Annotated in this window: 18 protein-coding genes and 2 tRNA genes; 12 read left to right on the top strand and 8 right to left on the bottom strand. The window is 63.3% G+C overall.

Going from position 1 to position 25,032, the window contains the following annotated elements; all coding sequences use genetic code 11:
- Window positions 1-46: 46 nt before the first annotated feature.
- A complete protein-coding gene (locus tag ACFVSI_RS14245) occupies window positions 47-514 on the top strand; it encodes a MarR family winged helix-turn-helix transcriptional regulator (protein ID WP_387824714.1) in 468 nt (155 codons plus the stop codon).
- A 97-nt stretch (window positions 515-611) separates the two neighbouring features.
- Here ACFVSI_RS14245 and ACFVSI_RS14240 read toward each other — a convergent pair.
- From ACFVSI_RS14240 to ACFVSI_RS14225, 4 genes are all read right to left on the bottom strand, one after another.
- A tRNA-Lys gene (locus ACFVSI_RS14240) sits at window positions 612-687 on the bottom strand.
- Between the two features lie 172 nt (window positions 688-859).
- A tRNA-Lys gene (locus ACFVSI_RS14235) sits at window positions 860-935 on the bottom strand.
- 117 nt (window positions 936-1,052) lie between these two features.
- The gene (locus ACFVSI_RS14230) at window positions 1,053-2,207 is read right to left on the bottom strand and encodes a PQQ-dependent sugar dehydrogenase (protein ID WP_387824711.1); all 1,155 of its coding nucleotides are present in this window, start codon (window positions 2,205-2,207) and stop codon (window positions 1,053-1,055) included.
- Between the two features lie 38 nt (window positions 2,208-2,245).
- Window positions 2,246-3,217, bottom strand: coding sequence for a hypothetical protein (locus tag ACFVSI_RS14225; protein WP_387824708.1), 972 nt, complete (start codon window positions 3,215-3,217; stop codon window positions 2,246-2,248).
- A gap of 177 nt (window positions 3,218-3,394) precedes the next feature.
- On the opposite strand from ACFVSI_RS14225, the gene ACFVSI_RS14220 reads away from it, so the two are divergent.
- The 9 genes from ACFVSI_RS14220 to metG all read left to right on the top strand — a co-directional run bounded on the left by ACFVSI_RS14220 (window position 3,395) and on the right by metG (window position 17,215).
- Window positions 3,395-4,327: a LysR family transcriptional regulator gene (locus ACFVSI_RS14220; RefSeq protein WP_387824705.1), complete on the top strand. Its 933-nt coding sequence runs from the start codon at window positions 3,395-3,397 to the stop codon at window positions 4,325-4,327.
- Between the two features lie 107 nt (window positions 4,328-4,434).
- Window positions 4,435-6,153, top strand: coding sequence for a dihydroxy-acid dehydratase (gene ilvD, locus ACFVSI_RS14215; protein ID WP_387824702.1), 1,719 nt, complete (start codon window positions 4,435-4,437; stop codon window positions 6,151-6,153).
- Between the two features lie 287 nt (window positions 6,154-6,440).
- Window positions 6,441-8,345, top strand: coding sequence for an acetolactate synthase large subunit (locus ACFVSI_RS14210; RefSeq protein WP_387824699.1), 1,905 nt, complete (start codon window positions 6,441-6,443; stop codon window positions 8,343-8,345).
- A gap of 2 nt (window positions 8,346-8,347) precedes the next feature.
- Window positions 8,348-8,860 (top strand): acetolactate synthase small subunit, encoded by a 513-nt coding sequence (ilvN, locus tag ACFVSI_RS14205; protein ID WP_021470923.1) that lies wholly within the window; start codon window positions 8,348-8,350, stop codon window positions 8,858-8,860.
- Window positions 8,861-8,940: 80 nt separating this feature from the next.
- Window positions 8,941-9,966 (top strand): ketol-acid reductoisomerase, encoded by a 1,026-nt coding sequence (ilvC, locus tag ACFVSI_RS14200; RefSeq protein WP_144659938.1) that lies wholly within the window; start codon window positions 8,941-8,943, stop codon window positions 9,964-9,966.
- A 291-nt stretch (window positions 9,967-10,257) separates the two neighbouring features.
- A complete protein-coding gene (serA, locus tag ACFVSI_RS14195) occupies window positions 10,258-11,853 on the top strand; it encodes a phosphoglycerate dehydrogenase (protein ID WP_387824694.1) in 1,596 nt (531 codons plus the stop codon).
- Window positions 11,854-12,058: 205 nt separating this feature from the next.
- Entirely contained in the window at window positions 12,059-14,869 is a 2,811-nt protein-coding gene (locus ACFVSI_RS14190) for an FtsX-like permease family protein (protein WP_387824691.1), read from the top strand.
- The gene (locus ACFVSI_RS14185; RefSeq protein WP_144659941.1) at window positions 14,866-15,621 is read left to right on the top strand and encodes an ABC transporter ATP-binding protein; all 756 of its coding nucleotides are present in this window, start codon (window positions 14,866-14,868) and stop codon (window positions 15,619-15,621) included. The genes ACFVSI_RS14190 and ACFVSI_RS14185 overlap by 4 nt, the downstream gene beginning before the upstream one ends.
- A 34-nt stretch (window positions 15,622-15,655) precedes the next feature.
- Entirely contained in the window at window positions 15,656-17,215 is a 1,560-nt protein-coding gene (gene metG, locus ACFVSI_RS14180) for a methionine--tRNA ligase (RefSeq protein ID WP_387824687.1), read from the top strand.
- Between the two features lie 118 nt (window positions 17,216-17,333).
- Here metG and ACFVSI_RS14175 read toward each other — a convergent pair whose 3' ends face one another.
- The 4 genes from ACFVSI_RS14175 to ACFVSI_RS14160 form a co-directional block, all read right to left on the bottom strand.
- On the bottom strand, window positions 17,334-19,793 hold the full coding sequence (locus ACFVSI_RS14175; protein WP_387824684.1) for an ABC transporter permease: 2,460 nt from the start codon (window positions 19,791-19,793) through the stop codon (window positions 17,334-17,336).
- 3 nt (window positions 19,794-19,796) lie between these two features.
- Window positions 19,797-20,585 (bottom strand): ABC transporter ATP-binding protein, encoded by a 789-nt coding sequence (locus ACFVSI_RS14170; protein ID WP_387824681.1) that lies wholly within the window; start codon window positions 20,583-20,585, stop codon window positions 19,797-19,799.
- Window positions 20,586-20,675: 90 nt separating this feature from the next.
- Window positions 20,676-21,389, bottom strand: a complete 714-nt coding sequence (locus tag ACFVSI_RS14165) for a response regulator (RefSeq protein ID WP_387824679.1) — start codon at window positions 21,387-21,389, stop codon at window positions 20,676-20,678.
- 2 nt (window positions 21,390-21,391) lie between these two features.
- Window positions 21,392-22,576, bottom strand: a complete 1,185-nt coding sequence (locus ACFVSI_RS14160; RefSeq protein WP_387824677.1) for a sensor histidine kinase — start codon at window positions 22,574-22,576, stop codon at window positions 21,392-21,394.
- A 123-nt stretch (window positions 22,577-22,699) separates the two neighbouring features.
- On the opposite strand from ACFVSI_RS14160, the gene ACFVSI_RS14155 reads away from it, so the two are divergent.
- Together ACFVSI_RS14155 and ACFVSI_RS14150 are read left to right on the top strand one after the other, a co-directional pair.
- Window positions 22,700-23,752, top strand: coding sequence for a 3-isopropylmalate dehydrogenase (locus ACFVSI_RS14155; protein WP_387824674.1), 1,053 nt, complete (start codon window positions 22,700-22,702; stop codon window positions 23,750-23,752).
- A gap of 117 nt (window positions 23,753-23,869) precedes the next feature.
- Window positions 23,870-24,982, top strand: a complete 1,113-nt coding sequence (locus ACFVSI_RS14150; RefSeq protein WP_144659948.1) for a branched-chain amino acid aminotransferase — start codon at window positions 23,870-23,872, stop codon at window positions 24,980-24,982.
- Window positions 24,983-25,032 lie beyond the last annotated feature (50 nt).

Genomic DNA, 25,032 nt, shown 5'->3' with positions numbered 1-25,032 from the left:
ACCGCAGAAGCCGCGTCTGCGGCCCTTGCGCGCATATACTGTCGGCATGCCAGATATGGAGAGATGGCCCACTACCCGATTGCTTTCGACAGCTGCGCGCTTGGTGGAAATCTCGTGGAACGAAAAATTGAAGTCCATCGGCCTTACGCACGCCGGTGTCATTGCCATGCAAGTACTTGCAGCCAAGGGTGCAATTACGCAGGCGGCTTTGGCCGAGGTTGCACGGGTTAAGGCCCAAACCATGGGAACCACCCTTGCGCGGCTTGAGCTGCACGGGCATGTTACCCGCCAGCGCAGCGACTCCGATCGCAGGAGCCACGTTGTTACCTTGACGGAGGCAGGCAGTGCAGCCCTTGCTGAAGCTGTGAAGCTTGAACAGGAAGTGTTGTCGCCCGTCGCTGTGGACACGGCCAGGTTGCGTGAGGAACTCAGGATTGTTGTCCGGGGGCTTGCTGGCTTGCCCGCCCCGGAAAAGGAATCTTCCGGGGTCGAAACCGACATTCAGCAAGCGTGATGTAGAAGGCAGCCTGGCAGGTTTCCCGTCCGGGAATTCCTGCCGGGCAAAAGCCAAAAGGCTCCGGATCGTGGTTACGATCCGGAGCCTTTTGCGGTGGTGCACCCCCCGGGACTCGAACCCGGAACCCATTGATTAAGAGTCAATTGCTCTGCCAGTTGAGCTAGAGGTGCAGCTATTGTTTCGGTCTTTCAGGGAATTCGTATTCCTTGTTGACCTCCGCAACGACAAATAACTCTACACCACAATTCGCTGGTTCAAAACCACACCCAGTGGACTGCCAGGGATTTCATTCCTTGGGGAAAACAAAAGGCCCTGGAGTGTGATCACTCCAGGGCCTTTCAATGGTGCACCCCCCGGGACTCGAACCCGGAACCCATTGATTAAGAGTCAATTGCTCTGCCAGTTGAGCTAGAGGTGCAGCTGTTGATTTCGATCCACCGTGGGGCTTTTCTTTCCCCGGCGATCTCCGCAACGACATGTAACTCTACACGACTTGGTCCGAAGTGTGAAATCGGCCCGGCGTGGCGGTCCCGTCTCAGGACCCGACCCGCAAAATCAGCGCAAAGTCAGGGTTTTGGTTGTTGCTGAGCACCCATAGATCACCATTCGGGGCCCGGGCCACGTCCCGCAGGCGACCGTATTCGCCTGTGAAATAAGCCACAGGAGTGCCGGCTGTTTCGTCTTTCAAGGGTACCGACCAGAGACGCTGCCCGCGCAGGGCGCCCGTATAAGCCACTCCGTCCACGATTTCCAGTCCGCTCGGGGAGGACTGGGACGTCGATGGCCAAACGACTTTCGCATCGATGAGGCCGTCCCTGCCGGGCGCCCCTGTCACCTGGGGCCATCCATAGTTGCCTCCCGGCGTGATCAGATTCAGCTCATCATCAACATCCGGTCCAAACTCACTCGCCCAGAGCCTGCCTGCGCTGTCCCATGCCAGTCCTTGGACGTTCCTGTGTCCGTAGCTGTACACGGGGTTATTCCCGAAGGGGTTGCCGGGCGCCGGCCTTCCTTCCGGGGTGAGGCGGAGGATCTTGCCGCCCAAGGCTCCCTTGTCCTGCGGTTGCTCACGCCGCTGGGAGTCTCCGGTGCCGACATAGAGCATTCCGTCCGGCCCGAAACGGATGCGTCCGCCGTTGTGGGTGGATGCCTTCGGGATGCCTTGGAAGATGACCTCCGGTGCACCGAGGACGAGCACTCCTGATGCGCCATCGGTGACCTGCATCCTTGCAACCCGATTGTCATTTGCCGCCGTGAAGTAGGCATACAGTTGCCGGTCAACGGCGAAGGATGGTGACAATGCCAGGCCCAGCAAGCCGCCTTCTCCGCCGGGAACGACGTCGGACACCTTGCCGAGTACAACTGCCTTGCCGTCCCTGATCGCCACGACGTTCGCCGAATCGCGCTCCGATACCAAGGCAGTGCCGTCCGGCAGGAACACAACGGACCATGGCAGCTGCAGGCCGGCGTCGAGCTTTTCGATAAGTTCGAGCGACCCCGGAGATGCCTGCGACGCCTGACCGCTTGCGGGACTGACGGTCCCGGAAGCGGCCGGGTTTGGAGTCGCAGCAGTGCCGGGGGACGAAGGACTTCCTGTGCATCCGGACAGTGCTATCGTCACGGCAACCGCGAAGGCGGCCATCAGCTTTCCCGCTACCCCGTGTCCGCCCGGGAGCGTCTGCTTGCCCATAACCTTGCGCGTGCGGCTGGCGTGACCTGTAACCCGGCTCAGTGCCTGCTTCGCCGCGGCGGCCGGAAACCGGCTGCCTCAGCGTGTGCCGCCGAGATGAACCATACGTCCGCTTCGACGTCGTCGTAATCCGTGGCGTCCTCATCGTGATACGTCATGGTGGCCGCAGTCGCCTTGACGGGGTGGTTGTCGCGCGGGGTGCTGGAGGAGCCTGTTCCGTAGGGTTCTTCGGCTGCGAGGTGTCCGGACAGTGCCGCAGGGTCGCCGGAGGAAGCCGCAGGGTCACCGGAGGGGTCTGAGTCCTCTGCTGCGGCCGTCTCGGCGCCGGGCAGGGTGGGGGAGTGCGGATCGGTGTATTCATGATGGTGGACGGGAGCGCCTGCAGAGTCCGTCCACGAGGATTCCCATTCGGCCTTGTCGGCCGCCTCGTTTGCCTTTGCGGTGTCGGCCGCCCTGGTGTCGGCAGCGGCGTCGTCGGTCCTGGTGTCCTCAGCCCGCGTGACGTCATCCGCGGTAGGAGCGGCTTGCCAGTCGTCCACATCGCCGGCATCAACGTCGCCGGCGTCGGCTGAGTGCAGTTTCGCCTCCGTGTCCACCACCGGTTCAGCGACCACTGGTTCCTCGACAACGGGGGGAGCAACGACGGGTTCCTCGACCGTCAGGCCTGGAGTCGAGGACGCCCCGGACTGCGGAACTGGATCGGCAGCCGGCTCCGGCTCAACGTCCCGTTCGTCCCGTGCTGGCTCAGGAACGGCCGCTTCCTCGCGGGCAGGTTCGTCGCCGGTGGGGCCGCTGCCCTCAGCGGCCGCTTTGCCCAGGTTGGTCACTCCGGCGAGTCCTGCTACCCCTGCGGTCACCGCACCCGGATCCGGTACTGTCCCGGTATTGGTTGGCTCCATTGCAGCGGGAGCTTGGCTTCCGGCGGAATTCGAGGCTTTGTTGCGACTCATGAGCCACCAAACAATCGCGACGATCAAAACAATGACAATGACCCAAATTAACCAATCCATGGCGGATGCCCTTCTGCTCACAGGGGTGCAGTACGTGGTATTTCCGACGTTACGTGCCTGCTAATGGGCTGTCCAGCGTTTGGGCGGCCGGTCCCGAAATTTGTCAGACTGCTTAGTAAAGGGGCGGGTGGAAATTACTTTGGAGGGAATTTTCGTCGAGTCACCTACTCTGGCTGCATGGACTTCAAAAGGCTGCAGATTCTGCGCGAGTTGGCGGACCGCCAAAGTGTGGGTGCCACCGCAGATGCCTTGAATGTCACTGCCTCCGCCGTTTCGCAGCAGTTGAAGACCCTGCAGGCGGAATTGGGCGTGAGCCTGGTGGAGAAGGTCGGCAGGGGAGTGCAACTCACCGAAGCCGGGCAGGCCATGGCGGCCGCTGCGGCGGAAATCGCCGCGGCCATGGCCCGGGCAGAGTCCACAGTGGACAGCTATCGGCAGGGCTGGCAGACCCAAGTTTCAGCGGCCTTCTTTCCCAGTGCCGCCGAGATGCTGCTGCCGGGAATGCTGCGTCGCGTCGCTGCCGTTCAGGGGCTGGGCTTCGATGCCCATTTCGAGGATCCGGGCACGGCGCACTTCGCTCCGTTGGTGGCCGACTACGACATCGTGCTGGCGCACAGCGTCGACGGGCCCGGGGTTTTCGCCAAGCGCTCACTCGCGGTAATACCGCTGTTGGAGGAAGCCCTCGACGTCGCCATGCCTGCCGGACATCCTCTGGCAGCCAAAGAGCGGCTGACTCCTGAGGACGTGGTGGGCCATCCGTGGATCGGCGTTCCGGAGGGATTTCCTTTCGACGCCGTTCTTCGCCAAATAGAAGTCCACGCGGGAAGGCAGGCCTCGCGGGGCCAACGGTACCCGGACCTGAGGGTGCTTGAAGCGCTTGTGGTGGCTGGTCACGGAATCTGCCTTCTGCCCCGCTATACGGCGCGGGCCAATGCCCGCAGGGGGCTTGTCCTTCGGCCTTTGACAGGCGTGAAGGCGAGCAGGAGCATCGTTGCCCTGGCGCGGCAGGAGGTTGCTGCCCGGTCCACCATCGCCGCAGTCCTGGAGATGCTCAAAGCAGAGGCCGCCGGGATTGCCAGGGAGTTGGATGACGCGCCCGCCCGGAAGTGAGCCCGCAGGGCGAAACTCCCGCCGCCATCCCGCAATATTGGGCCGATGCTGCTTAACCCGGCGGGGAACAAGGCCTGGGGGCGCCTCGTGCACATAGACTTTGGACCATGACCGACACCAGCACTGCTCCAGAGAACGCGCCGGACATCAAACCCCGCAGCCGGGCCGTCACCGATGGCATCCACGCCGCTCCTGCCCGCGGCATGTTCAGGGCCGTCGGCATGGGCGATGACGACTTTGCCAAACCCCAAATCGGCGTGGCGAGTTCGTGGAATGAAATCACCCCCTGCAACCTCTCACTTAACCGTCTTGCGCAGGGCGCCAAGGAAGGCGTTCACGCAGGCGGCGGCTTCCCGATGCAGTTCGGCACCATCTCCGTGTCCGACGGAATTTCCATGGGCCACGAGGGCATGCACTTCTCGCTCGTCTCCCGCGAAGTCATTGCCGACTCCGTGGAAACCGTCATGCAGGCAGAACGCATTGACGGCTCCGTGCTGTTGGCCGGCTGTGACAAGTCCCTTCCGGGGATGCTCATGGCCGCTGCCCGCCTGGACCTCGCTTCGGTCTTTCTCTACGCCGGATCGATCATGCCCGGTTGGGTCAAGCTTGAGGACGGCTCGGAAAAGGAGGTCACCCTCATTGACGCTTTCGAAGCGGTCGGAGCCTGTGCAGCGGGCAAAATGAGCATGGAGGACCTCACCCGCATCGAAAAGGCCATCTGTCCGGGTGAAGGTGCCTGCGGCGGCATGTACACCGCCAACACCATGGCCTGCATCGGAGAGGCACTTGGCATGTCCCTTCCCGGGTCTGCCGCGCCGCCGTCGGCAGACCGCCGTCGTGATGATTTCGCACGCAAGTCCGGCGAAGCGGTGGTGAACCTGCTCCGCCTGGGCATCACGGCCCGCGACATCATGACCAAGAAGGCCTTCGAGAATGCCATTGCGGTCACCATGGCCTTCGGTGGCTCCACCAACGCAGTGCTCCACCTTCTGGCCATCGCCCGCGAGGCGAACGTGGAACTGACGCTGGACGACTTCAACCGCATCGGCGACAGGATCCCGCACCTGGGCGACCTGAAGCCTTTCGGCCGCTACGTCATGACCGACGTCGACAAGATCGGTGGCGTGCCGGTCATCATGAAGGCACTGCTCGACGCCGGCCTGCTGCATGGCGACTGCCTCACCGTGACGGGAAAGACCCTCGCTGAGAACCTCGCGTCCATCAACCCGCCGGACCTGGACGGCAAGATCCTCCGTGCTCTGGACAACCCGATCCACAAGACCGGCGGCATCACCATCCTTCACGGTTCCATGGCTCCGGAAGGCGCCGTCGTGAAGACTGCCGGCTTCGACGCCGACGTCTTTGAGGGCACCGCCCGCGTGTTCGAGCGCGAGCAGGGTGCCCTGGATGCCCTGGACAATGGCGAGATCCACAAGGGCGATGTGGTGGTTATCCGTTACGAAGGACCCAAGGGCGGACCGGGCATGCGCGAGATGCTTGCCATCACCGGCGCCATCAAGGGTGCCGGGCTTGGAAAGGATGTCCTGCTTCTGACCGACGGCCGCTTCTCCGGGGGCACCACAGGTTTGTGCATCGGTCACGTCGCGCCCGAAGCGGTCGACGGCGGTCCCATCGCCTTTGTGCGGGACGGTGACCGCATCCGCGTCGACATCGCTGCCCGTTCGTTCGACCTCCTGGTGGATGAAGCCGAACTCGAGTCCCGCAAAGAGGGCTGGCAGCCGCTGCCGGCAAAGTTCACCAAGGGCGTCCTGGCCAAGTACGCAAAGCTCGTCCACAGTGCCTCCACGGGGGCCTACTGCGGATAATTTCCTGTCAGTGACTCCGCCCTGCCAGAGGGGCGGAGTCCGGCAGGCGGACATCGCTGTCCAAATAGTGAGATACGATGGTGCTCAATTGACACGTATCTCACTTTGAGGGAACACTGAACGCATGATCACATTCGTTACCGTCGGCGTCGTCGTCCTTACCAAGCGCGTGGCTTAGCCCGACTGGTAACGAACCGTCACGCGCAAACCCCTCGAAGAGCCGGAAGGCTGAGGGGTTTTTTTATTTGCAAGACCCACCATTTGTAGATCCACTAAGGAAGAGTCCGATGAGCAAAGGATCGCCGATCAGCCCCTCGCTGATGGCTGCAAAGTCCGCTGGAGCCCCCAAGGCTCCGGAAAAGGTCGACCGTACGGCTGAGGCCGTCGTCGTCGACGCTGCTGCACCTCTCTCTCCTGTACTTGGGCCGAACAACGTTGTACCCCCAACGGTGATGACCGGCTCGCAAGCAATTGTCCGTTCGCTCGAAGAACTCGGCGTCGACGATATTTTCGGTTTGCCCGGTGGCGCGATCCTGCCCACCTACGACCCCTTGATGGCCTCCAGCATGAATCACATCCTGGTCCGTCACGAACAGGGAGCCGGCCACGCCGCGCAAGGCTACGCCATGGTTACCGGACGGGTTGGCGTTTGCATCGCCACCTCGGGTCCCGGTGCCACCAACCTCGTTACCGCCATCATGGATGCCCACATGGACTCTGTGCCGATGGTGGCCATCACCGGCCAGGTATCCAGTGGAGTCATCGGCACCGATGCCTTCCAGGAAGCCGACATCGTGGGTATCACCATGCCCATCACCAAGCACTCGTTCCTGGTGACCGACCCCAACGACATCCCGCATGTCATGGCCGAGGCCTTCCACCTGGCCTCCACCGGCCGGCCCGGCCCCGTCCTGGTGGACATCGCCAAGGACGCCCAGGTGGGCCAGATGACGTTTTCCTGGCCCCCGAAAGTGGACCTGCCTGGATACCGACCCGTGGTCCGCGGCCACAACAAGCAGGTACGTGAGGCAGCCAAGCTGATCGCTGCCTCCAGCAAGCCTGTCCTGTACGTTGGTGGCGGCGTCGTCAAGGGCCACGCATCCGCAGAGCTCATGGAGCTCGCTCTGGCAACCGGTGCTCCTGTGGTCACCACGCTCATGGCCCGTGGTGCGTTCCCCGACTCCCACCCGCAGCACGTTGGCATGCCCGGCATGCATGGGTCGGTTTCGGCCGTTACCGCCCTTCAGCAGGCTGATCTGTTGATCACTCTCGGCGCCCGGTTCGATGACCGCGTCACCGGTGTCCTGAAGACCTTCGCGCCCTTTGCAAAGGTCATCCACGCTGACATCGACCCCGCCGAAATCTCCAAGAACCGGACGGCGGATGTCCCCATTGTGGGATCGGTCAAGGAAATCATCCCGGAACTCACCGAGGCCGTAAAGACGCAGTTCGAACTGAGCGGTGCACCGGACCTCGACTCCTGGTGGGCCTTCCTGGGTAACCTGCGGGACACCTACCCGCTGGGCTGGACCGAGCCTGAAGACGGCCTGAGCGCCCCCCAGCGCGTGATCAAGCGCATCGGTGAGCTGACCGGACCTGAAGGCATCTACGTTGCGGGAGTGGGCCAGCACCAGATGTGGGCTGCCCAGTTCATCAAGTACGAGCGCCCCCACGCCTGGCTGAACTCGGGTGGAGCAGGCACCATGGGTTATTCCGTACCTGCCGCCATGGGCGCCAAGGTCGGCGAGCCGGACCGCGTGGTCTGGGCCATTGATGGTGACGGCTGTTTCCAGATGACCAACCAGGAACTGGCCACCTGCGCCATCAACAACATCCCCATCAAGGTAGCCATCATCAACAACTCTTCGTTGGGCATGGTCCGCCAATGGCAGACCCTGTTCTATGAAGGCCGCTACTCCAACACGGACCTGAACACCGGCCATGACACCATCCGCATTCCGGACTTCGTCAAGCTGGCAGATGCCTACGGCTGCGCTGCGTTGCGGTGCGAGCGTGACGAAGACATCGACGCCACCATCCAGAAGGCCCTCGAAATCAACGACCGCCCCGTGGTGATCGACTTCGTGGTGAGCCCCAACTCGATGGTTTGGCCGATGGTGCCCGCAGGCGTCAGTAATGACCAGATCCAGGTTGCCCGCAACATGACCCCGGAATGGGAAGAAGAGGACTAGGCATGACCCGTCACACACTGTCCGTTCTGGTAGAAGACAAGCCCGGCGTGCTGACCCGCGTGGCCAGCCTCTTTGCCCGGCGTGCGTTCAACATCAACTCCCTGGCTGTGGGACCTACCGAGGTCCCCGGCATGTCCCGCATGACAGTGGTCGTCGACGCCGACGGCGACTTGATCGAGCAGGTCACCAAGCAGCTCAACAAGTTGGTCAACGTGATCAAGATTGTTGAACTGACTTCTGAATCTTCCGTACAACGCGACCACATCCTGGTCAAGGTACGTGCGGATGCCGCGACACGTCTGCAGGTTACCCAGGCTGCAGACCTGTTCCGTGCCGCCGTCGTCGACGTGTCCACAGACTCGTTGGTGATCGAGGCAACCGGTACCCCCGAGAAGCTCGCCGCACTCCTGTCAGTGCTCGAGCCATTCGGCATCCGTGAAATCGTGCAGTCCGGCACCTTGGCCGTTGGACGGGGATCCCGCTCCATGAGTGACAGGGCGCTTCGCTCCGCGTGAGCAATGCCTACGCGGGCAGTGCCCAGTACCGCAGCACCACAATCAATATCTAAGAAATCCACTCAAGAGGAGTTACGCAAGTGACTGAAATGTTCTACGACGACGACGCAGACCTGTCGATCATCCAGGGCCGCAAGGTAGCCATCGTTGGCTACGGTTCCCAGGGCCACGCCCACGCGCTCAACCTGCGCGATTCCGGCGTCGAGGTTGTCATCGCGCTCAAGGACGGCTCGAAGTCGGCCGCAAAGGCCGAAGACGCAGGCTTCACGGTCAAGAACGTTGCCGACGCTGCCGAATGGGCAGACGTCATCATGATCCTGGCACCGGACCAGCACCAGCGCTCGATCTACAACGACTCCATCAAGGACAAGCTGACCGAGGGCAAGGCCCTGGCCTTCGCACACGGCTTCAACATCCGCTTCGGTTACATCGAGGCTCCGGCCGGCGTCGACGTCATCCTGATCGCTCCGAAGGCACCGGGTCACACCGTGCGCCGCGAATTCGAAGCCGGCCGTGGCATTCCGGACATCATCGCTGTTGAGCAGGACGCTTCCGGCTCCGCTTGGGATCTGGCCAAGTCCTACGCCAAGGCCATCGGTGGCACCCGCGCCGGCGTCATCAAGACCACCTTCACCGAAGAGACCGAAACGGACCTCTTCGGCGAGCAGTCCGTCCTCTGCGGCGGTGTCTCCCAGCTTGTCCAGTACGGCTTCGAGACCCTGACCGAGGCCGGCTACCAGCCGCAGATCGCCTACTTCGAGGTTCTTCACGAGCTCAAGCTCATCGTTGACCTCATGTGGGAGGGCGGCATCGCCAAGCAGCGCTGGAGCGTTTCCGACACCGCTGAGTACGGCGACTACGTCTCCGGCCCCCGCGTCATCACCCCCGAGGTGAAGGAAAACATGAAGGCTGTCCTCGCGGACATCCAGAACGGTGCTTTCGCCAAGCGCTTCATTGACGACCAGGACAACGGCGCAACCGAGTTCAAGGAACTCCGTGCCAAGGCTGAGAAGCACCCGATCGAAGAAGTTGGCCGCGAACTGCGCTCCCTCTTCTCCTGGCAGCAGCAGGACGCCGACTACGTCGAAGGCTCAGCAGCCCGCTGATTAACCACTGCCCAGCAGTGATGCACCAGCACTAAGCAACGACGCCCGCCCGGCAGGTTACAGCCGGGCGGGCGCCGCTGTTTCCCAACGCATTCCTCCACCGAATTGCCGGCACGCTGCTGCTGTGAACTTCTTCACATCCCCTCCGGTCCGGGCGTAACATCGCCCCCCGGCTGGCGGAAACACCGCCCGGATTCGATATTCTGGGCTGGTCCCGGCGCCGTGCCCCGGGCCACGCATCCGCTCCTTGTCCAGTTCTGTCCCACGTTCTCCAAAGTAAGGTGCCACCCCGTGTCAGCCAGCAAACCCGTAGTCCTCCTCGCTGAGGAACTTTCGCCCGCAACAGTCGAGGCACTGGGCCCGGATTTCGAAATCCGCCAGACCGACGGCGCCGACCGTTCCCAGCTGCTGTCTGCCATCGCCGACGTCGACGCCATCCTGGTCCGCTCCGCCACCCAGGTTGACGCCGAAGCCATCGCTGCGGCCAAGAACCTCAAAGTCATCGCCCGTGCAGGCGTCGGCCTGGACAACGTGGACATCAAGTCCGCCACGCAGGCCGGTGTCATGGTGGTCAACGCACCGACCTCCAACATCGTCTCGGCCGCTGAGCTCACCGTGGGACATATCCTCAGCCTCGCCCGCCACATCCCGCAGGCCAGCTCGGCGTTGAAGAACGGCGAATGGAAGCGATCCAAGTACACCGGCATCGAACTCTTCGAGAAGAAGATCGGCATCATTGGCCTGGGTCGCATTGGCGCTTTGGTGGCGGCACGCCTGCAGGGCTTCGAAACCGAAATCCTGGCCTACGATCCCTACATCACCTCGGCCCGGGCAGCGCAGCTTGGCGTCAAGCTGGTCACGCTCGATGAACTCCTGGAGAACTCCGACTTCATCACCATCCACATGCCGAAAACCCCGGAAACGGTTGGCATGCTGGGGGCTGACGCCTTCCGCAAGATGAAGGAATCCGCCTACGTCATCAACGTCGCCCGTGGCGGCCTGGTGGACGAAGAAGCACTCTACGTTGCCCTGAAGGAAGGCCAGATCGCCGGTGCAGGCGTGGATGTCTTCGTCAAGGAGCCCAGCACCGACCTGCCGTTCTTCGAGCTGGACAACGTCGTCGTTACCCCGCACCTTGGTGCCTCCACCGACGAGGCCCAGGAAAAGGCCGGTGTGTCCGTGGCCAAGTCGGTCCGCCTGGCCCTTGCCGGCGAACTGGTGCCGGATGCCGTAAACGTGGCAGGCGGCGTCATCGCCCCCGACGTCCGTCCGGGCATCCCGCTGATCGAAAAGCTGGGCAGGATCTTCACCGCGCTCACCCACGCATCGCTGACGCAGATCGACGTCGAAGTTGCCGGTGAGATCGCCGCCCTGGATGTTAAGGTGCTCGAGTTGGCAGCCCTGAAGGGTGTCTTCGCCGATGTCGTCACTGAGCAGGTTTCCTACGTGAACGCGCCCGTCATCGCCGAGCAGCGCGGCATCAACACCCGGCTTATCACCACTCCTGACGCCGAGGACTACCGGAACGTCCTGACCATCCGTGGTGCTCTCAGTGACGGTTCGCAGATCTCCGTGGCCGGTACCCTCACAGGTCCCAAGCAGGTGGAGAAGCTGGTGGGCGTCAATGGCTACGACGTTGAAATTCCGATCAGCGAGCACCTGGTTGTGGTGGCTTACTCCGACCGCCCCGGCGTGATCGGTACCATCGGCCACATCCTCGGCATGAACAACATCAACATTGGTGGCATGCAGGTTGCCCGCCAAACTGAGGGCGGCCAGGTCCTGGCGCTCCTGACCATCGACAGCTCTGTTCCGCAGCAGGTACTGGAGGCCATCAAGGCCGGTATCGGTGCCGACATGGTCCGCGAAGTGGACCTGGAAGACTGATCGACATCAGCTGAAGATCGCGTGCCGGCGACACACCCATGGCACGCAGAAGTGGCCGGTCTGCTTACAATGGCTGGGTCCGGGATTCGGACCCGGCAGCAGGCCGGCCACTACTTTCAGCACATTCAGCCCGGTATTCCGCTGTGTTTTTTCAGGAATCCCGGACAACGTGTGCGCGCCCGCTATCAAGGTCCCAGGGAGCCCAATGAACGCCGTCCAAAGGTTCATCAGAAGCCGTGTGCTGCTGCTGACCGCGGCCATTTTGATCGTCGCCATGTGCTTGTCCGTCCTCGTCCAGAGCCAGTCGCAGGCGGCTCTGAACAGGACAGTGGACGAGAACTCGCGGGGACTCTACGACATCCTGGTCCAGGCGAAGCCGGACCAGTCACAGAATGGCGACGGCGGTTCGCTGATCCAGCCGGAAATCGCCAACGGCCAGGGCGGGATCAGCTTTGACCAGCTGGAGAAGATCCGCGGAATGGGCCAGACTGCCGTGGCAGCGCCCATCAGCCTGGTCTCGCGGGTATCGCAAAACCTTGAAGCTCCGCGCCTGAACGCGATGGACTACCTGGGCTACAACGCGGGCCTCGCCGGGGCTGTTACCGCCGGCGACCCGTCCGCCATGGACTCCAGCAAATGGCCGGCAGCGGAGTCGGTGTTCTCGGATTCTCCCAAGAAGTACCGCTTGACCGCATCGGCCACCAGCTCCGACGGAGTCAAGGAGCAGACGCTCTTCAAGACCAGCGCCGAAGGCACCCTGGGCAAGGGACGTCTCGTGCAGGAGCAGGCAGCCGGTGGCAGCAACGTCCGGATTGCCGGTCCGGACGGCGAAACCGGCATCAAGTTCCCGGCTCCCGCCCTGGGCTCAGAGCACAACCTTTTCAATCTCTCCGTGGCGCTTCCCATGGCGCCTGAGGTGACCGAGTCCGTCGTCGCCGTCGATCCCGCCGCCGAAAGGGCGTTGCTGGGTTCCGCGGGAGACTTCCTTGCGCCGTTGGAGAAGGCTCCGCCGGCAGACGCCCGCGACGCCGGTGCGATCGGCCGCCACTTCGAAAGCCTCTTCACCACGGGCCTGAGCATGCAGCAGCTGGAAGAGGGCCCCGATTTCCTCGGCGTGAAGCTCAAGTATTGGGCACCGCTGATGACGCAGTACCAGCAAGCCAAGCGCGACGGACTGCTGACCGCTGATTCGAAAGCCATCCCGCTGATTGTCCGCACGGGCACCTCGCTGGACCTGAAGTACTCGGTGAAAATCGAGGAACTTGATTCCAGCGGCAAAGTGGTCAAGGACGTGGGTACCGTCACCCGTTCCCTGGACAAGGATTACCTGCCTTTCGTCTCCAAGTCTCCGTTCGCCCTCGAATGGCCCGGCTCCACTGACCACAGCCAGCTGCTGGGCAGCACGGCCGCCTTCGGCCAGGGCTTGTACAACCCGGCAACATGGAGCACGGCGTTCGCGGCTGCGCCGCAGTACAAGGACGGCGACGAAGCTGCCAACGGCGCTTCCGACAAGAGCGCGACGCCGGGGGACTGGGTTACCGTCAACCGCCTGCCTGAGAAGTCTTCCTTCGGCGCTGCAGTGGACCAGACCCAGCGCAAGCCCGTGGACGAGCGTTCGTACCGGGAAGACCTCGAGACGGGCAAAAAGCCTGCCGCGCCTTTGCCCATGGTGTACGGCACCTTCGATCCTTCCGCGGTTCAGGCCGCTGCCGGCGACGTCAACAAGTTGCCGTTGGGCGGTTACGATCCCACGCCCATGACACTGACCAAAGACGCCGAAGGCAAGGACGTCGCCAGCGCCGGGCTCAAGCCATCGCTCAGTGCAACGGGTCTGGTCAGCCAGTCCGCCGGTGCCATCACTGACTACTACGGCCTTGCCGCGGCCCGTGGCTACGATTCCAACGCCAACGTCATCGACGCCGTGCGGGTCCGTGCGAACGCCGCAGGCAACTGGAAGACGGCACAGCCCGAGGTCGAGAAGCTGGCATCCCAGATCCGCGACCTCGGCTTGGAAGCTACGGTCGTGGCCGGTTCCGCGCGTGAAGACGCCAACATCTTCGTGCCGGGATACAGCAAGGACGACGCCGGCAAGGAGTCTGCTCTGGGCACAGTCCAGCAGTCCTGGGTGCGGCAGAACGCAGCCGACGCCGTGTCCGGATCGCTGACCGGAACCAACATCACGTTGCTCTTCCTGACTCTGCTCGGCGCCACGCTCCTGACCGGAGCGTCCACCGTCAGTTACATCCGACAGCGCCGAAGCGAGGCCGGAATCCTTCGCGCCATGGGCTGGACGCAAAAGCGGATCCGGTCCTGGGTACTGGAAGAGTTCGCCGTTGGTGCTGCCGCAATGGCCGCGGCGGGTGTCGTCTTGAGCTTGCTGAGCTGGAACATCGCCACCGTCATCGTCTCGGTGACCATGCTGGTCATCTACAGCGCCGCTGCCCTGCTCGCAGCCCAGCAGCTTCGGCACCGCGTGGTGATCGACCAGGAACCCCAGCACGATGAACGTTTGGTCACGGTGGACTCACCCCTGACGTTCGCCAACAGGCAGCTGACCACCAACCGGTTCAACTCCATTTCCCTGGCTGTGGCAGTCGGCGTGTTCGGCGCTGCAGTCGGTGCCCTGATCGCCTTGCTGATCGACATCCCCCGGGCGGCAGGAGCCAGCGCCCTCAGTGGCCTGGCCGCAGCCAGCATCGCCCTCCCGAGCGTGACCCTTGCGGTCTTCGGCGTCGTCGTCGGCCTTCTGCTGACCCTGGTCACCGGAAGGTTCGAGCTCCACGCCAAGCGCGAGTACCTGGGTACGCTGCGGGCCATGGGCTGGAACCCCGACATGCTGGGCCAGGTCCGCTTCTTCGAAAACGCACTTGTCGGCACAGTGGCACTTCCCCTGGGTGTCCTCGGTGCCCTGGGGCTCGGGTTGCTCCTTGCCCCCTACGCAGCGCTGTGGGCCGGGCTCGCCGGTCTGCTGGCCGTAATTTGCTGGATTCCCATTGCAACGAAAGTAGTCAAATGACTGACAACCTCAACCCCGAGCTGAAGGCCACCCCGGAAACAACGGAAGAGTCGCTGCAGACCCGCGCCAACACCATCGTCAGGGCTGCCGACCACGCAACCCCCCTGGAACTGAGCCGGGTCACCATCCACTACGGCGGCGACAAGGGCGGTGCGGAGGAAGTCGACGTCGTCGATGACTTCAACCTCACCCTGCACGCAGGCGAGATGCACTGTGTCGCCGGCCGAAGCGGCTCCGGCAAGACCAGTATCCTGACGGTCAGCGCCGGACTGACGCTGCCGACGTCGGGCAAGGTCTTCTGGGAGGGCCAGCCGCTGGACGGCATGGGCGACGACGAAATCGCCGACCGCCGCCGGGCACTGATCGGCTACGTGGACCAGGGCGGTGCCTTGATCGATGGCATGAGCGCCCTGGAGAACGTGCTGCTTCCGGCTGTCCCGGACGGCGAAGTTGAACAGCGCACCGAAATGGCAAAGGACCTCCTTGACCTGGTGGGCCTCGGGCGCCGCATGCGCCACCGCCCGGCCCAGCTCTCCGGTGGTGAGCGCCAGCGTGTGGCGATCGCGCGTGCCTTGATCCTCGGGACCCGTGTGCTGGTGGTGGACGAACCCACGGCAAGCCTTGACCGGGCAGCAGCAAACCGCATCATTGGCATCCTCAAGGACACCACCAGCGATGGCATCGCTGTACTCGTCGCGTCACACGACCACGAGCTGGTCCGCCTCAGCGATACGCTGACGGAACTTAACTAAGCTATTTCATTCGAAAAAAAGGTAACTTCTTAGAGTGACGTCTCCAGAGAAATCCCCGTTCTACATCACCACCGCCATCAGTTACCCCAATGGTGTGCCGCACATCGGCCACGCCTATGAGGTCATTGCCACTGATGCCATGGCACGCTTCAAGCGCCTCGACGGCCATGAAGTGTTCTTCATGACGGGGACGGACGAGCACGGCCTCAAGATGCAGCAGTCGGCGGAGAAGGAAGGCATCTCCGCCAAGGAGCTGGCAGACCGCAACTCCGCAGCGTTCAAGCAGATGAGCCAGGACCTGGGCATCTCCTACGACCGCTTCATCCGCACCACCGACCAGGACCACTACGCGGCCTCGCAGGCCATCTGGAAAAAGATGGAAGCCAACGGCGACATCTACCTTTCCAAGTACGAAGGCTGGTACTCGGTCCGCGACGAGGCTTACTACGTCGAGGACGACACTGTGGTGAAGGAGGACGGTCTCCGCTACTCCAAGGAAACCGACACGCTGGTCAGCTGGACCGCGGAGGAAAGCTACTTCTTCCGGCTCTCCAACTACCAGGAAAAGCTCCTGGCGCTTTACGAAGAACAGCCGGAGTTCGGCGCACCGCAGTCGCGCTTCAACGAGGTCATCAGCTTTGTCAGGCGCGGACTGGAAGACCTGTCCATCAGCCGCACGACCTTCGACTGGGGTGTTCCGGTTCCGGGCGATGCGAAGCACGTCATGTACGTGTGGGTTGATGCCCTGACCAACTACCTCACGGGCGTTGGCTACCCGGACATCGAGTCTGAGTCCTTCAAGAAGTTCTGGCCTGCGGATGTGCACGTGATCGGCAAGGACATTTCGCGGTTCCACGCGATCTACTGGCCCGCGTTCCTGATGAGTGCGGGGCTGCAACTTCCCCAGCGAGTCATGATCCACGGCTTCCTGACCAACAACGGCGTGAAGATGTCCAAGTCGTTGGGCAACGTCGTGGCACCCCAGGACTTCGTGGCACAGTACGGACTGGACCAGTGCCGTTACTTCTTCCTCCGCGAAGTTCCGTTTGGTGCTGACGGTAACTACAACCACGAAGCCATCGTGGGCCGGATGAATGCCGACCTTGCCAACAACTTCGGCAACCTTGCCCAGCGTTCCTTGTCCATGGTGGCGAAGAATTGCGATGGAAAGGTCCCGCAGCCGGGTGCCTTCACGGCCGAGGACGAAGCACTCCTGGCACAGGCAGGAGCCTTGCTGGAGACCGCGCGCAGTGCCTTTGAGAAGCAGGAGTTCAGCCGGGCGCTCGAAGCCATGTGGACGGTGTTGGGTGACACGAACGCCTACTTCGCCGAGCAAGCTCCGTGGGTACTGCGGAAGACCGACCTCGAGCGCATGAACACGGTCCTGTACGTCACGCTGGAGGTCGTGCGGATCATTGCGATCCTCGCCCAACCCGTGATGCCGTCGTCGTCCGCCAAGCTGCTGGACGTGCTGGGACAGCCCGAAGGTGAGGCACGCCAGTTCTCCGCCATTGCCACGCCCCTGGTGGCGGGGACCGAACTGCCGGCGCCGGCACCGGTCTTCCCGCGCTACGAAGAACCCGCCGAAGCATAAGCTCCGCACGTTCTCTCACGTAATACCAACAAAAAAGAAACGCTCTCTCACTTCCGCAGGATATCGGCGGCTAAGTGAGAGAGCGTTTCTCGTAAGACCCGGGAATGTGAGCGAGCGATCAGGCCGTGGCGAGGCCCTCCACGGGCGACAAGCGTGCCGCGCGCCGCGCCGGGAGCACCGATGCCAGGAGCCCTGCCACGACCGCCACGCCAAACACGGCAGCCAACTGCAGCCATGGAACTGTGGGAACCACGCTGGCCAAGTCGCCCAGGGTTGCCTGCGCGCCGAGCCATCCGTACACAATCCCCATGCCAGCGCCCATGACGGCCGCAACGCCTGCAACAAGTACGGCCTCAATGGCCAACATCCCGCGCAGCTGTCCTGTCGTCAGGCCGAGGGCACGCAACAGCGAGTTCTCGCGCGTCCGCTCCAGGACCGAAAGGGACAAGGTGTTGGCTACGCCGATCAACGCAATCACGACGGCGACACCCAGCAGGCCTGTGACCACCAACAGCAGGACATCGATGATGCTGTTGAACGTCACGCGCTCGATGGCCGCACCGCTGACGGTCCTTTCGTGGACTCCCAAGGCCGAAGCGATGTCCTTCTGGATGGCTTGGACACGGTCACCGGAGACGGAATCGTCCAGCTTCACCCACACCATCCCGGGGGATTCCGGCAGGGGACCGGAACTGATGCTGGAGGACTCGACGAATGCCGGAACATGCCGCGTCCGCAGGACCTTCGAGTCGAGCGTGACGTTGCCGCCCGCCGTCGTCAAGCTTGCTGCACCCTCCGGTGAATCTTCGGGCAGGTAGAGCGTACCGGGAACCGGCTTGAGGTTGTTATCGCGCAGTACTGACGCGGCATCGCCGGCGGACAGACCATAAACCGTGGCGGCACCACCGCTCGTGTCGTCATGGATTGTCCCGACCGGCTGAAGCAGGACCGCTGCGCTGACGCCGTCGAGCCCTTTGATCCGGGCGACCGCCTGCGCGGTATCTGCCGATCCGGCCGTCTGTGCGGCGAGATCCACGGGGTAGTTCTCAGCAAGCGTGTCGTTGAACGCCTGACGGGAGGTAGCTGCGCCGGTCATCATGAGGGACACCAGCGTGACGCCGATCAGCAGCGCGGCAGCAGTCGCCGAGGTGCGGGCCGGATTGCGGGTGGCGTTCACCGCTGCGAGCTTGCCCGGAACACCGGCCGGTGCCGCGAGACGCCCGGCCAGGGCAACCACTCCGGGAATGAACAGGGTGGAACACAGCAGGATGCCGACGAAGGAGACCGCACCGCCCAGCAGGGCAACCCCAAGGACCACGTTGATGCTGCCGTATACCAGCAGCCCGGCTCCGCCCACCAAGGCCAGCAGGCCTACGAACAGCCTCACCCTGCCGCGACGGTTCCGCACTGACGCGTCGTCCGCAGGCCGCAAGGCGGCAAGAGGCGCGACGGCGGTGGCCGCCTTCGCAGGGACCAACGCCGCCACGACTGTCAGCAACGTTCCGGCCACCAAACCGGCAATAATGGCCGACGGCGGAACGGCCAACGTAGCGAAGGCCTGCTCGGGCTGCGACTTGGCCCAGGCGATCAGGGCAGTCATCAAGCCTGTGGCGGCCAGGACGCCCAATACCGAGGAGACGACTCCGACAACCAGCGCCTCCAGCATCACCGAGCCACGGATCTGGCCGCGCCCTGCGCCAAGGCACCGCAGGAGAGCCAACTCCCTGGTCCGCTGCGCCACCAGGACAGAAAACGTATTGGCAACCACCAAGGTGGAGACCAGGATGGCGATCCCGGCGAAGGCAAGGAGGACAATCGTCAACTGGTCTTGCCCGGCGCTCAGCATGGCCACTGTCGAAGTGACTTTCTCCTGGGCTGTCTCCAGTACGGGCGCCACGGCTCCGGCGGCCTCCATGCGGTGGCTGATGTAGTCCTTGGCAGCGGCAACATCTTCACCGGACTTGAGGGCAAACTGCAGGCCGGAGTATCCCGCCCCCGCGTCCTGGACTGCGTTCAGTACGGACTCTGAAGAAAGCAGCTGGGCCGCCGAGGAAGAGAAGGGGTCGTTGGTGGCCTGGATCAAGCCCGAGATAGTAACCTTGGCGTTCTTGACCGGACCTCCGCCATGCAATTCCAGTGTGCTGCCTACTGCCAGGCCGAGGTGCTCGGCGGACTTGACGTCAATAGCTGCTTCCAAGGCGTTGCCGGGCATGGAGCCCGAGGCCAGCACAGCACTTTCCAAGGATGCCGGCGCCGCATTCCGCAGCTTTCCGTGTTGCTCACCGCCACCGGCCTCAAACGTCACGTATGTTGAGCGCTCGGCGTAACTGGCCTCAACGGCCGGGGAGGAAGCTGCAGCATCCACTGCGGCCTGGGAAAAGGCTTCGCCGTTCTTCGACGTAGCCACCAGATCGGCGTTTCGATAAGCCTCCCCGATGCTGGCGCCCAACGAAGCATTGGTGCTCGCCCCCACCATGAGCGTTGAGGAAAGGAACATGACGGACAGCATCACGGCAAGCCCTATGGCTATGAACCGCCGGTAATGCGTCGTCAACTGGGACAGGGCAACCCGCAACATGCTTCAGGCCCCCAGCTTGCCAAGGGCAGTAAGGACGGAGTCCGCCGTGGGCTGGTGGATCTCGCCCACCAGGCCGCCGTCGCTCATCAAGACCACACGGTCTGCGTAACTGGCCGCCACCGGATCGTGGGTGACCATGATGATGGTCTGGCCCATCTCCAGGCTGCTGCGGCGCAGCAGCGCCAGAACCTCGCCGCCGGCTTTGGAGTCCAGGTTGCCTGTGGGTTCGTCACCGAATACGACGTCGGGACGCGTCAGCAGCGCACGGGCTACTGCCACGCGTTGCTGTTGGCCGCCGGAGAGCTCGTGGGGGCGGTGCTTCAACCTGTCCTTCAACCCAAGGGTGGTTACGACGGTATCCAGCCAACCGGCGTCGGCCGATGTTCCCGCCAAGGCGAGCGGCAGCGTGACGTTCTGCTCGGCCGTGAGGGTAGGGACCAGGTTGAAGGCCTGGAACACGAAGCCGATCCGTTCCCGCCGGAGAGCTGTGAGCTGGCGGTCACTGAGTCCGGTGAGCTCGGTTCCACCCAGGAGGATGCGGCCCGAGTCAGCGGTATCCAGGCCCGCCAGGCAGTGCATCAGCGTGGACTTGCCCGAACCTGAGGGACCCATGATGGCCGTGAATTTCCCGGCGTCGAAACTCACCGAGACTTCGTTCAAGGCGGTCACGCTGGTGTCGGCGCGACCGTAGCTCTTGGTCAGTTTGAAAGCCTCGACGGCGGGACGGGCGGTGTCCGATCCCGCATGATGGCCGGTTCCGGGAGGGTGGGGGAGAGGCGTGAATGTCGTCATGGTTCCACGCTATTGTCGGGCCCGGGCCTGCGGGATCGGGCTGTGGACCCATTGTCACTGGCCAGTGCTCATACCCTGGTCTGAGCCGGGCTAGGTCCCCGGGGCCACAACGCCCGTCTCGTAGGCGATGACCACCACCTGGACACGGTCCCGGGCTCCCAGCTTGGCCAGGATATGTCCCACATGCGTTTTCACTGTGGCTTCGGACAGGAAAAGCCCAGCCGCGATTTCCGGATTGGACTTCCCTTGGGCGATGAGCTGGAACACTTCGCGCTCGCGGTTCGTGAGGGTTTCGACGGCGGCCGCGTGCTCGCCCTGTTCGGGGGTCTGCGTCCGGAGCAGGGGTGCCACGTGGTCCAGCAAGCGGCGGGTGGTCGATGGTGCGATGACCGCGTCGCCCCGGTAGACGGTGCGGATGGCTTCGAGCAGCTCCTCCGGCGGGGCATCCTTCAGGAGAAACCCGCTGGCACCGGCCTGGATGGCAGCCAGCGCGTACTCATCAAGGTCGAAGGTTGTGAGGACCACGATCTTGATGTCCGCACGTTGCGAACCCGCGGGTTGGGCTGCTGCCTGTTCCAGGATGCGCCGGGTGGCCTCGATGCCGTCCATGCCGGGCATCCGGACATCCATGAGGACCACGTCCGCAGTGGTGACACCCAACGCTTGGATGGCTTCGATCCCGTTGCCCGCCTCTGCCACGACATCGAGATCGGGTTGCGAGTTGATGAGCATGCCAAGGCCCGAACGGACCAGCTGCTGGTCATCGACGAGGGCAACCCGAATGGGTGCGGGCAGTTCAGGCATTGCTAGGCCTCCGAATAGGGAATGAATGCGGACACGCGAAAGCCGCCGCCTTGTTCTGGGCCGGCTGTCAAGGAACCATCGTAGAGCGAGACCCGCTCAGCCATTCCCCGCAGCCCGTTGCCGCCACCTGCCGCCGGCGGATCGGCGGCGGCGCCCCGGCCGTCGTCGACGATATCCAGCTGCAGACCCCGGCCCTGCCAGCTCAGCGCCAGGTTGGCTGTTGCCTTGGGCCCTGCGTGCTTCATGACGTTGGTGAGGGCCTCTTGGATGATGCGGTACGCAGTGAGTTCCGCGCCGGCGGGAAGAGGCCGTCGAGGTGTTCCGACGAGCTGGTAGCCCACTTGGAGAGTTGCCGCGCGGAAGCCCAGGAGCAGCTCATCCAGGTCGGAAAGCCTGGGTTGCGGACGCGTGGGAGAGTCTTCGTCCGAGCGCAGGATGCCCAGCAAACGCCGCATCTCGCCCAGCGAATCCCTTCCCGTGGCGGCGATGGTGGCCAGGGCTTCGGTGGCAAGTTCGGGTTTCGCCGCGGCGGCGTACCGTGCACCGTCTGCCTGCGTGATGATGACGGACAGCGAGTGCGCCACGATGTCGTGCATCTCGCGGGCGATGTGGGAACGTTCGTCGGCAGCCGCCAGTTTCCGCTCCTGGGATTGCTCCACCTCCATGCGCCGGGTACGGTCCTCGAGGGCTTGGAGTTGGAGCCTGCGTACGCGGGTGAGGTCGCCCAGTGTCCAGCTCACAAGGACCAGCATCCAGATCAGCACCGTGTAGAGCGCCCCGATGGTGAGGCCCATGATGCCCGACTCCACGTTGCCTGTGTACTCTCGCGTCGTGAGCATCACGCCACCCACCAGGCCTGCCACCAGGACCGTGCGGCTGGCCCACGTCGGACCATAGGCCGCCGTGGCGTAGATGATGAGCGGAACGGCAATTTGGCCGGCTACAGGTTCAGCGCCGACGGCCCACTGGATAAGGCACACGAGGATGACGACGCCGGCCGCCACTGCCGGGCGCGTCCGTCGCCAAGCGAGCGGCAACAGAAGGGCGCAGGACAGGAAGAACAGCCACGGCCGGTCGGCGAGCAGGTAGACGGGACCGAAGAGCAGGATGAGAAGGCATGTTGCCGTCAAGTCCACTGTGAAGCGGTTGATCCGGAACCATTCATATACTGCGTGCCGTCTGTCCACGCTAAGACTCTATTCGTTGTGTCCTGGCCCTGGCATCATGCCGTGGTCGGACATCCAGGACCAGGCTGTTCAAGGAGTGAGACGATTTTGACCAGCATGTGGATTGCTTGGCTAGATAGACCTATGAGTGCATCGTCCATCAATCTCGCTGTCATCCCCGGCGACGGCATCGGCCCGGAGGTCATCGCCGAAGCCGTCAAGGTCCTTGAAAAGGCTGTCGCCGCCGAAGGCGTCACCCTTGAGCAGACCCACTACAAGCTCGGTGCCCAGCACTGGCTTGAGACAGGCGAGACCCTGCCCGACGAAGTTCTTGAAGATCTCCGGACGCGCGATGCCATCCTCTTCGGCGCCGTGGGCGCAGCACCGGGTGATACCCGCATTCCCTCAGGCATCATCGAACGCGAGATGCTGCTCAAGCTCCGCTTCAGCCTGGACCACTATGTGAACCTGCGTCCCTCCCGCCTGTACGGAACTGTAGGCAGCCCCTTGGCCGACCCCGGAACCATTGACTTCATTGTGGTCCGCGAGGGAACCGAAGGGCCCTACGTTGGCAACGGCGGAACCTTGCGTGGCGGAACGCCGCACGAGGTAGCTACCGAAGTTTCGCTCAACACCGCCCATGGAGTGGAGCGTGTGGTCCGGGACGCCTTCCGTCGCGCCGACGAACGCCCGCGCAAGCACGTGACCCTCGTGCACAAGCACAATGTTCTGGTTTTCGCAGGGCATTTGTGGAAGCGCACGGTGGAAGCCGTGGCGCAGGAGTTCCCTGACGTCACCCACGATTACCTGCACATCGACGCGGCCACCATCTTCATGGTGACCAACCCTTCGCGCTTCGATGTGATCGTCACCGATAACCTTTTTGGCGACATCCTCACCGACCTCGCTGCTGCCGTCACGGGCGGTATCGGCTTGGCGGCCTCCGGGAACATCAACATGGACCGCACGGCACCGTCCATGTTCGAACCCGTCCACGGCTCAGCTCCGGATATCGCCGGACAGCAGAAAGCCGATCCCACCGCGGCCATCCTCTCCGCAGTGCTCCTTTTGGACCACCTTGGCTACACCACGGCGGCCCGAAAGATCGAAGCGGCAGTTGTTGCCGACGTCGAGAACCGCACCGGCGAACCGCGCAGCACCGCTGCCATCGGTGACGCCATCGCGGCCGCACTTTAGGCCCATTACGCAGGCGTAAGCTTGTCTTGAATTATTTATCTGCTTCCCTGGTCCATCGCTGAACCACACCCTTTTGGGCCCGGTTCGCCATGCCAGGTAGCTGACTGTGGAGGAAACATGACTCAGACTGCCCATGGCGTCGAATTCAGCCAGCAGCTCTCGGAAAACCCGAAGTCTGCTGAGGAGCGTGCAGCCATCCTGGCGAACCCAGGCTTTGGCGACTACTTCACCGACCACACCGCCGTCGTCGACTACAAAGTCGACGCCGATGGCAATGGCGGTTGGCAGAATGCCAGGATCGAGCCCTACGGCCCCATCTCCCTGGATCCTTCGGCAGCGGTCCTGCACTACGGCCAGGAGATCTTCGAGGGCCTCAAGGCCTACCGTCACGCCGATGGTTCCGTGTGGACATTCCGCCCCGAGGCCAACGCGGCACGCCTGAACAAGTCGGCCCGCCGGCTTGCCCTTCCGGAACTGCCGGAAGAGTACTTCCTGGGCGCCATTCGCGAACTCGTGCAGGCGGACCAGGAGTGGGTTCCCTCCGGCGACGGCGAGGCTCTTTATCTTCGTCCGTTCATGATCGCCACGGAGGCCTTCCTGGGTGTTCGGGCCGCACGCGAAGTGTCCTTCCGCGTCATCGCATCGCCTGCCGGCAACTACTTCGGCGGCGAGCTCAAACCGGTCTCCATCTGGATCTCCCGCGAATACGCCCGTGCCGGCCGTGGCGGAACGGGAGCGGCCAAGTGCGGCGGCAACTACGCCGCTTCGCTGATCGCGCAGCAGGAAGCCGAAGCCAACGGCTGCAAGCAGGTTTTGTTCCTGGACCACTTCAACGACGACGCCGTGGAAGAGCTCGGCGGCATGAACGTCTTCTTCGTCATGAAGGACGGCTCCTTGGTGACTCCCGCCCTCAGCGGCACGATTCTCGAAGGCGTGACCCGCATGTCGGTGATCCAGGTGGCCAAGGATATGGGCCGCGAGGTTTCCGAGCGCAAGATCACCTTGGACGAATGGCGCGACGGTGTCGCTTCCGGTGAGATCACTGAAGTGTTCGCCTGCGGTACTGCAGCCGTGATCACGCCGATCGGTGTCCTCAAGGATGCAACCGAATTCATCGGCGCCGAAGATGCCAAGGCTGGAGAAACCACCATGGCCATCCGCGAGAAGCTTCTGGGTATCCAGACCGGAACGGTCGAGGACACCCACGGCTGGCTGACCCGCCTGGTCTAGCACACCGAACCCACGACGGCGGCCGGTCACCTTTGATTCGCAAAGGTGAC

Origin of the sequence: Paenarthrobacter sp. NPDC057981 (assembly GCF_042886835.1) — a bacterium.
In the GTDB taxonomy this organism is placed as follows: Bacteria; Actinomycetota; Actinomycetes; order Actinomycetales; family Micrococcaceae; genus Arthrobacter.
The sequence above is the reverse complement of the archived record's forward strand: the minus strand, read 5'-3'. Positions and strand labels throughout refer to the sequence as shown.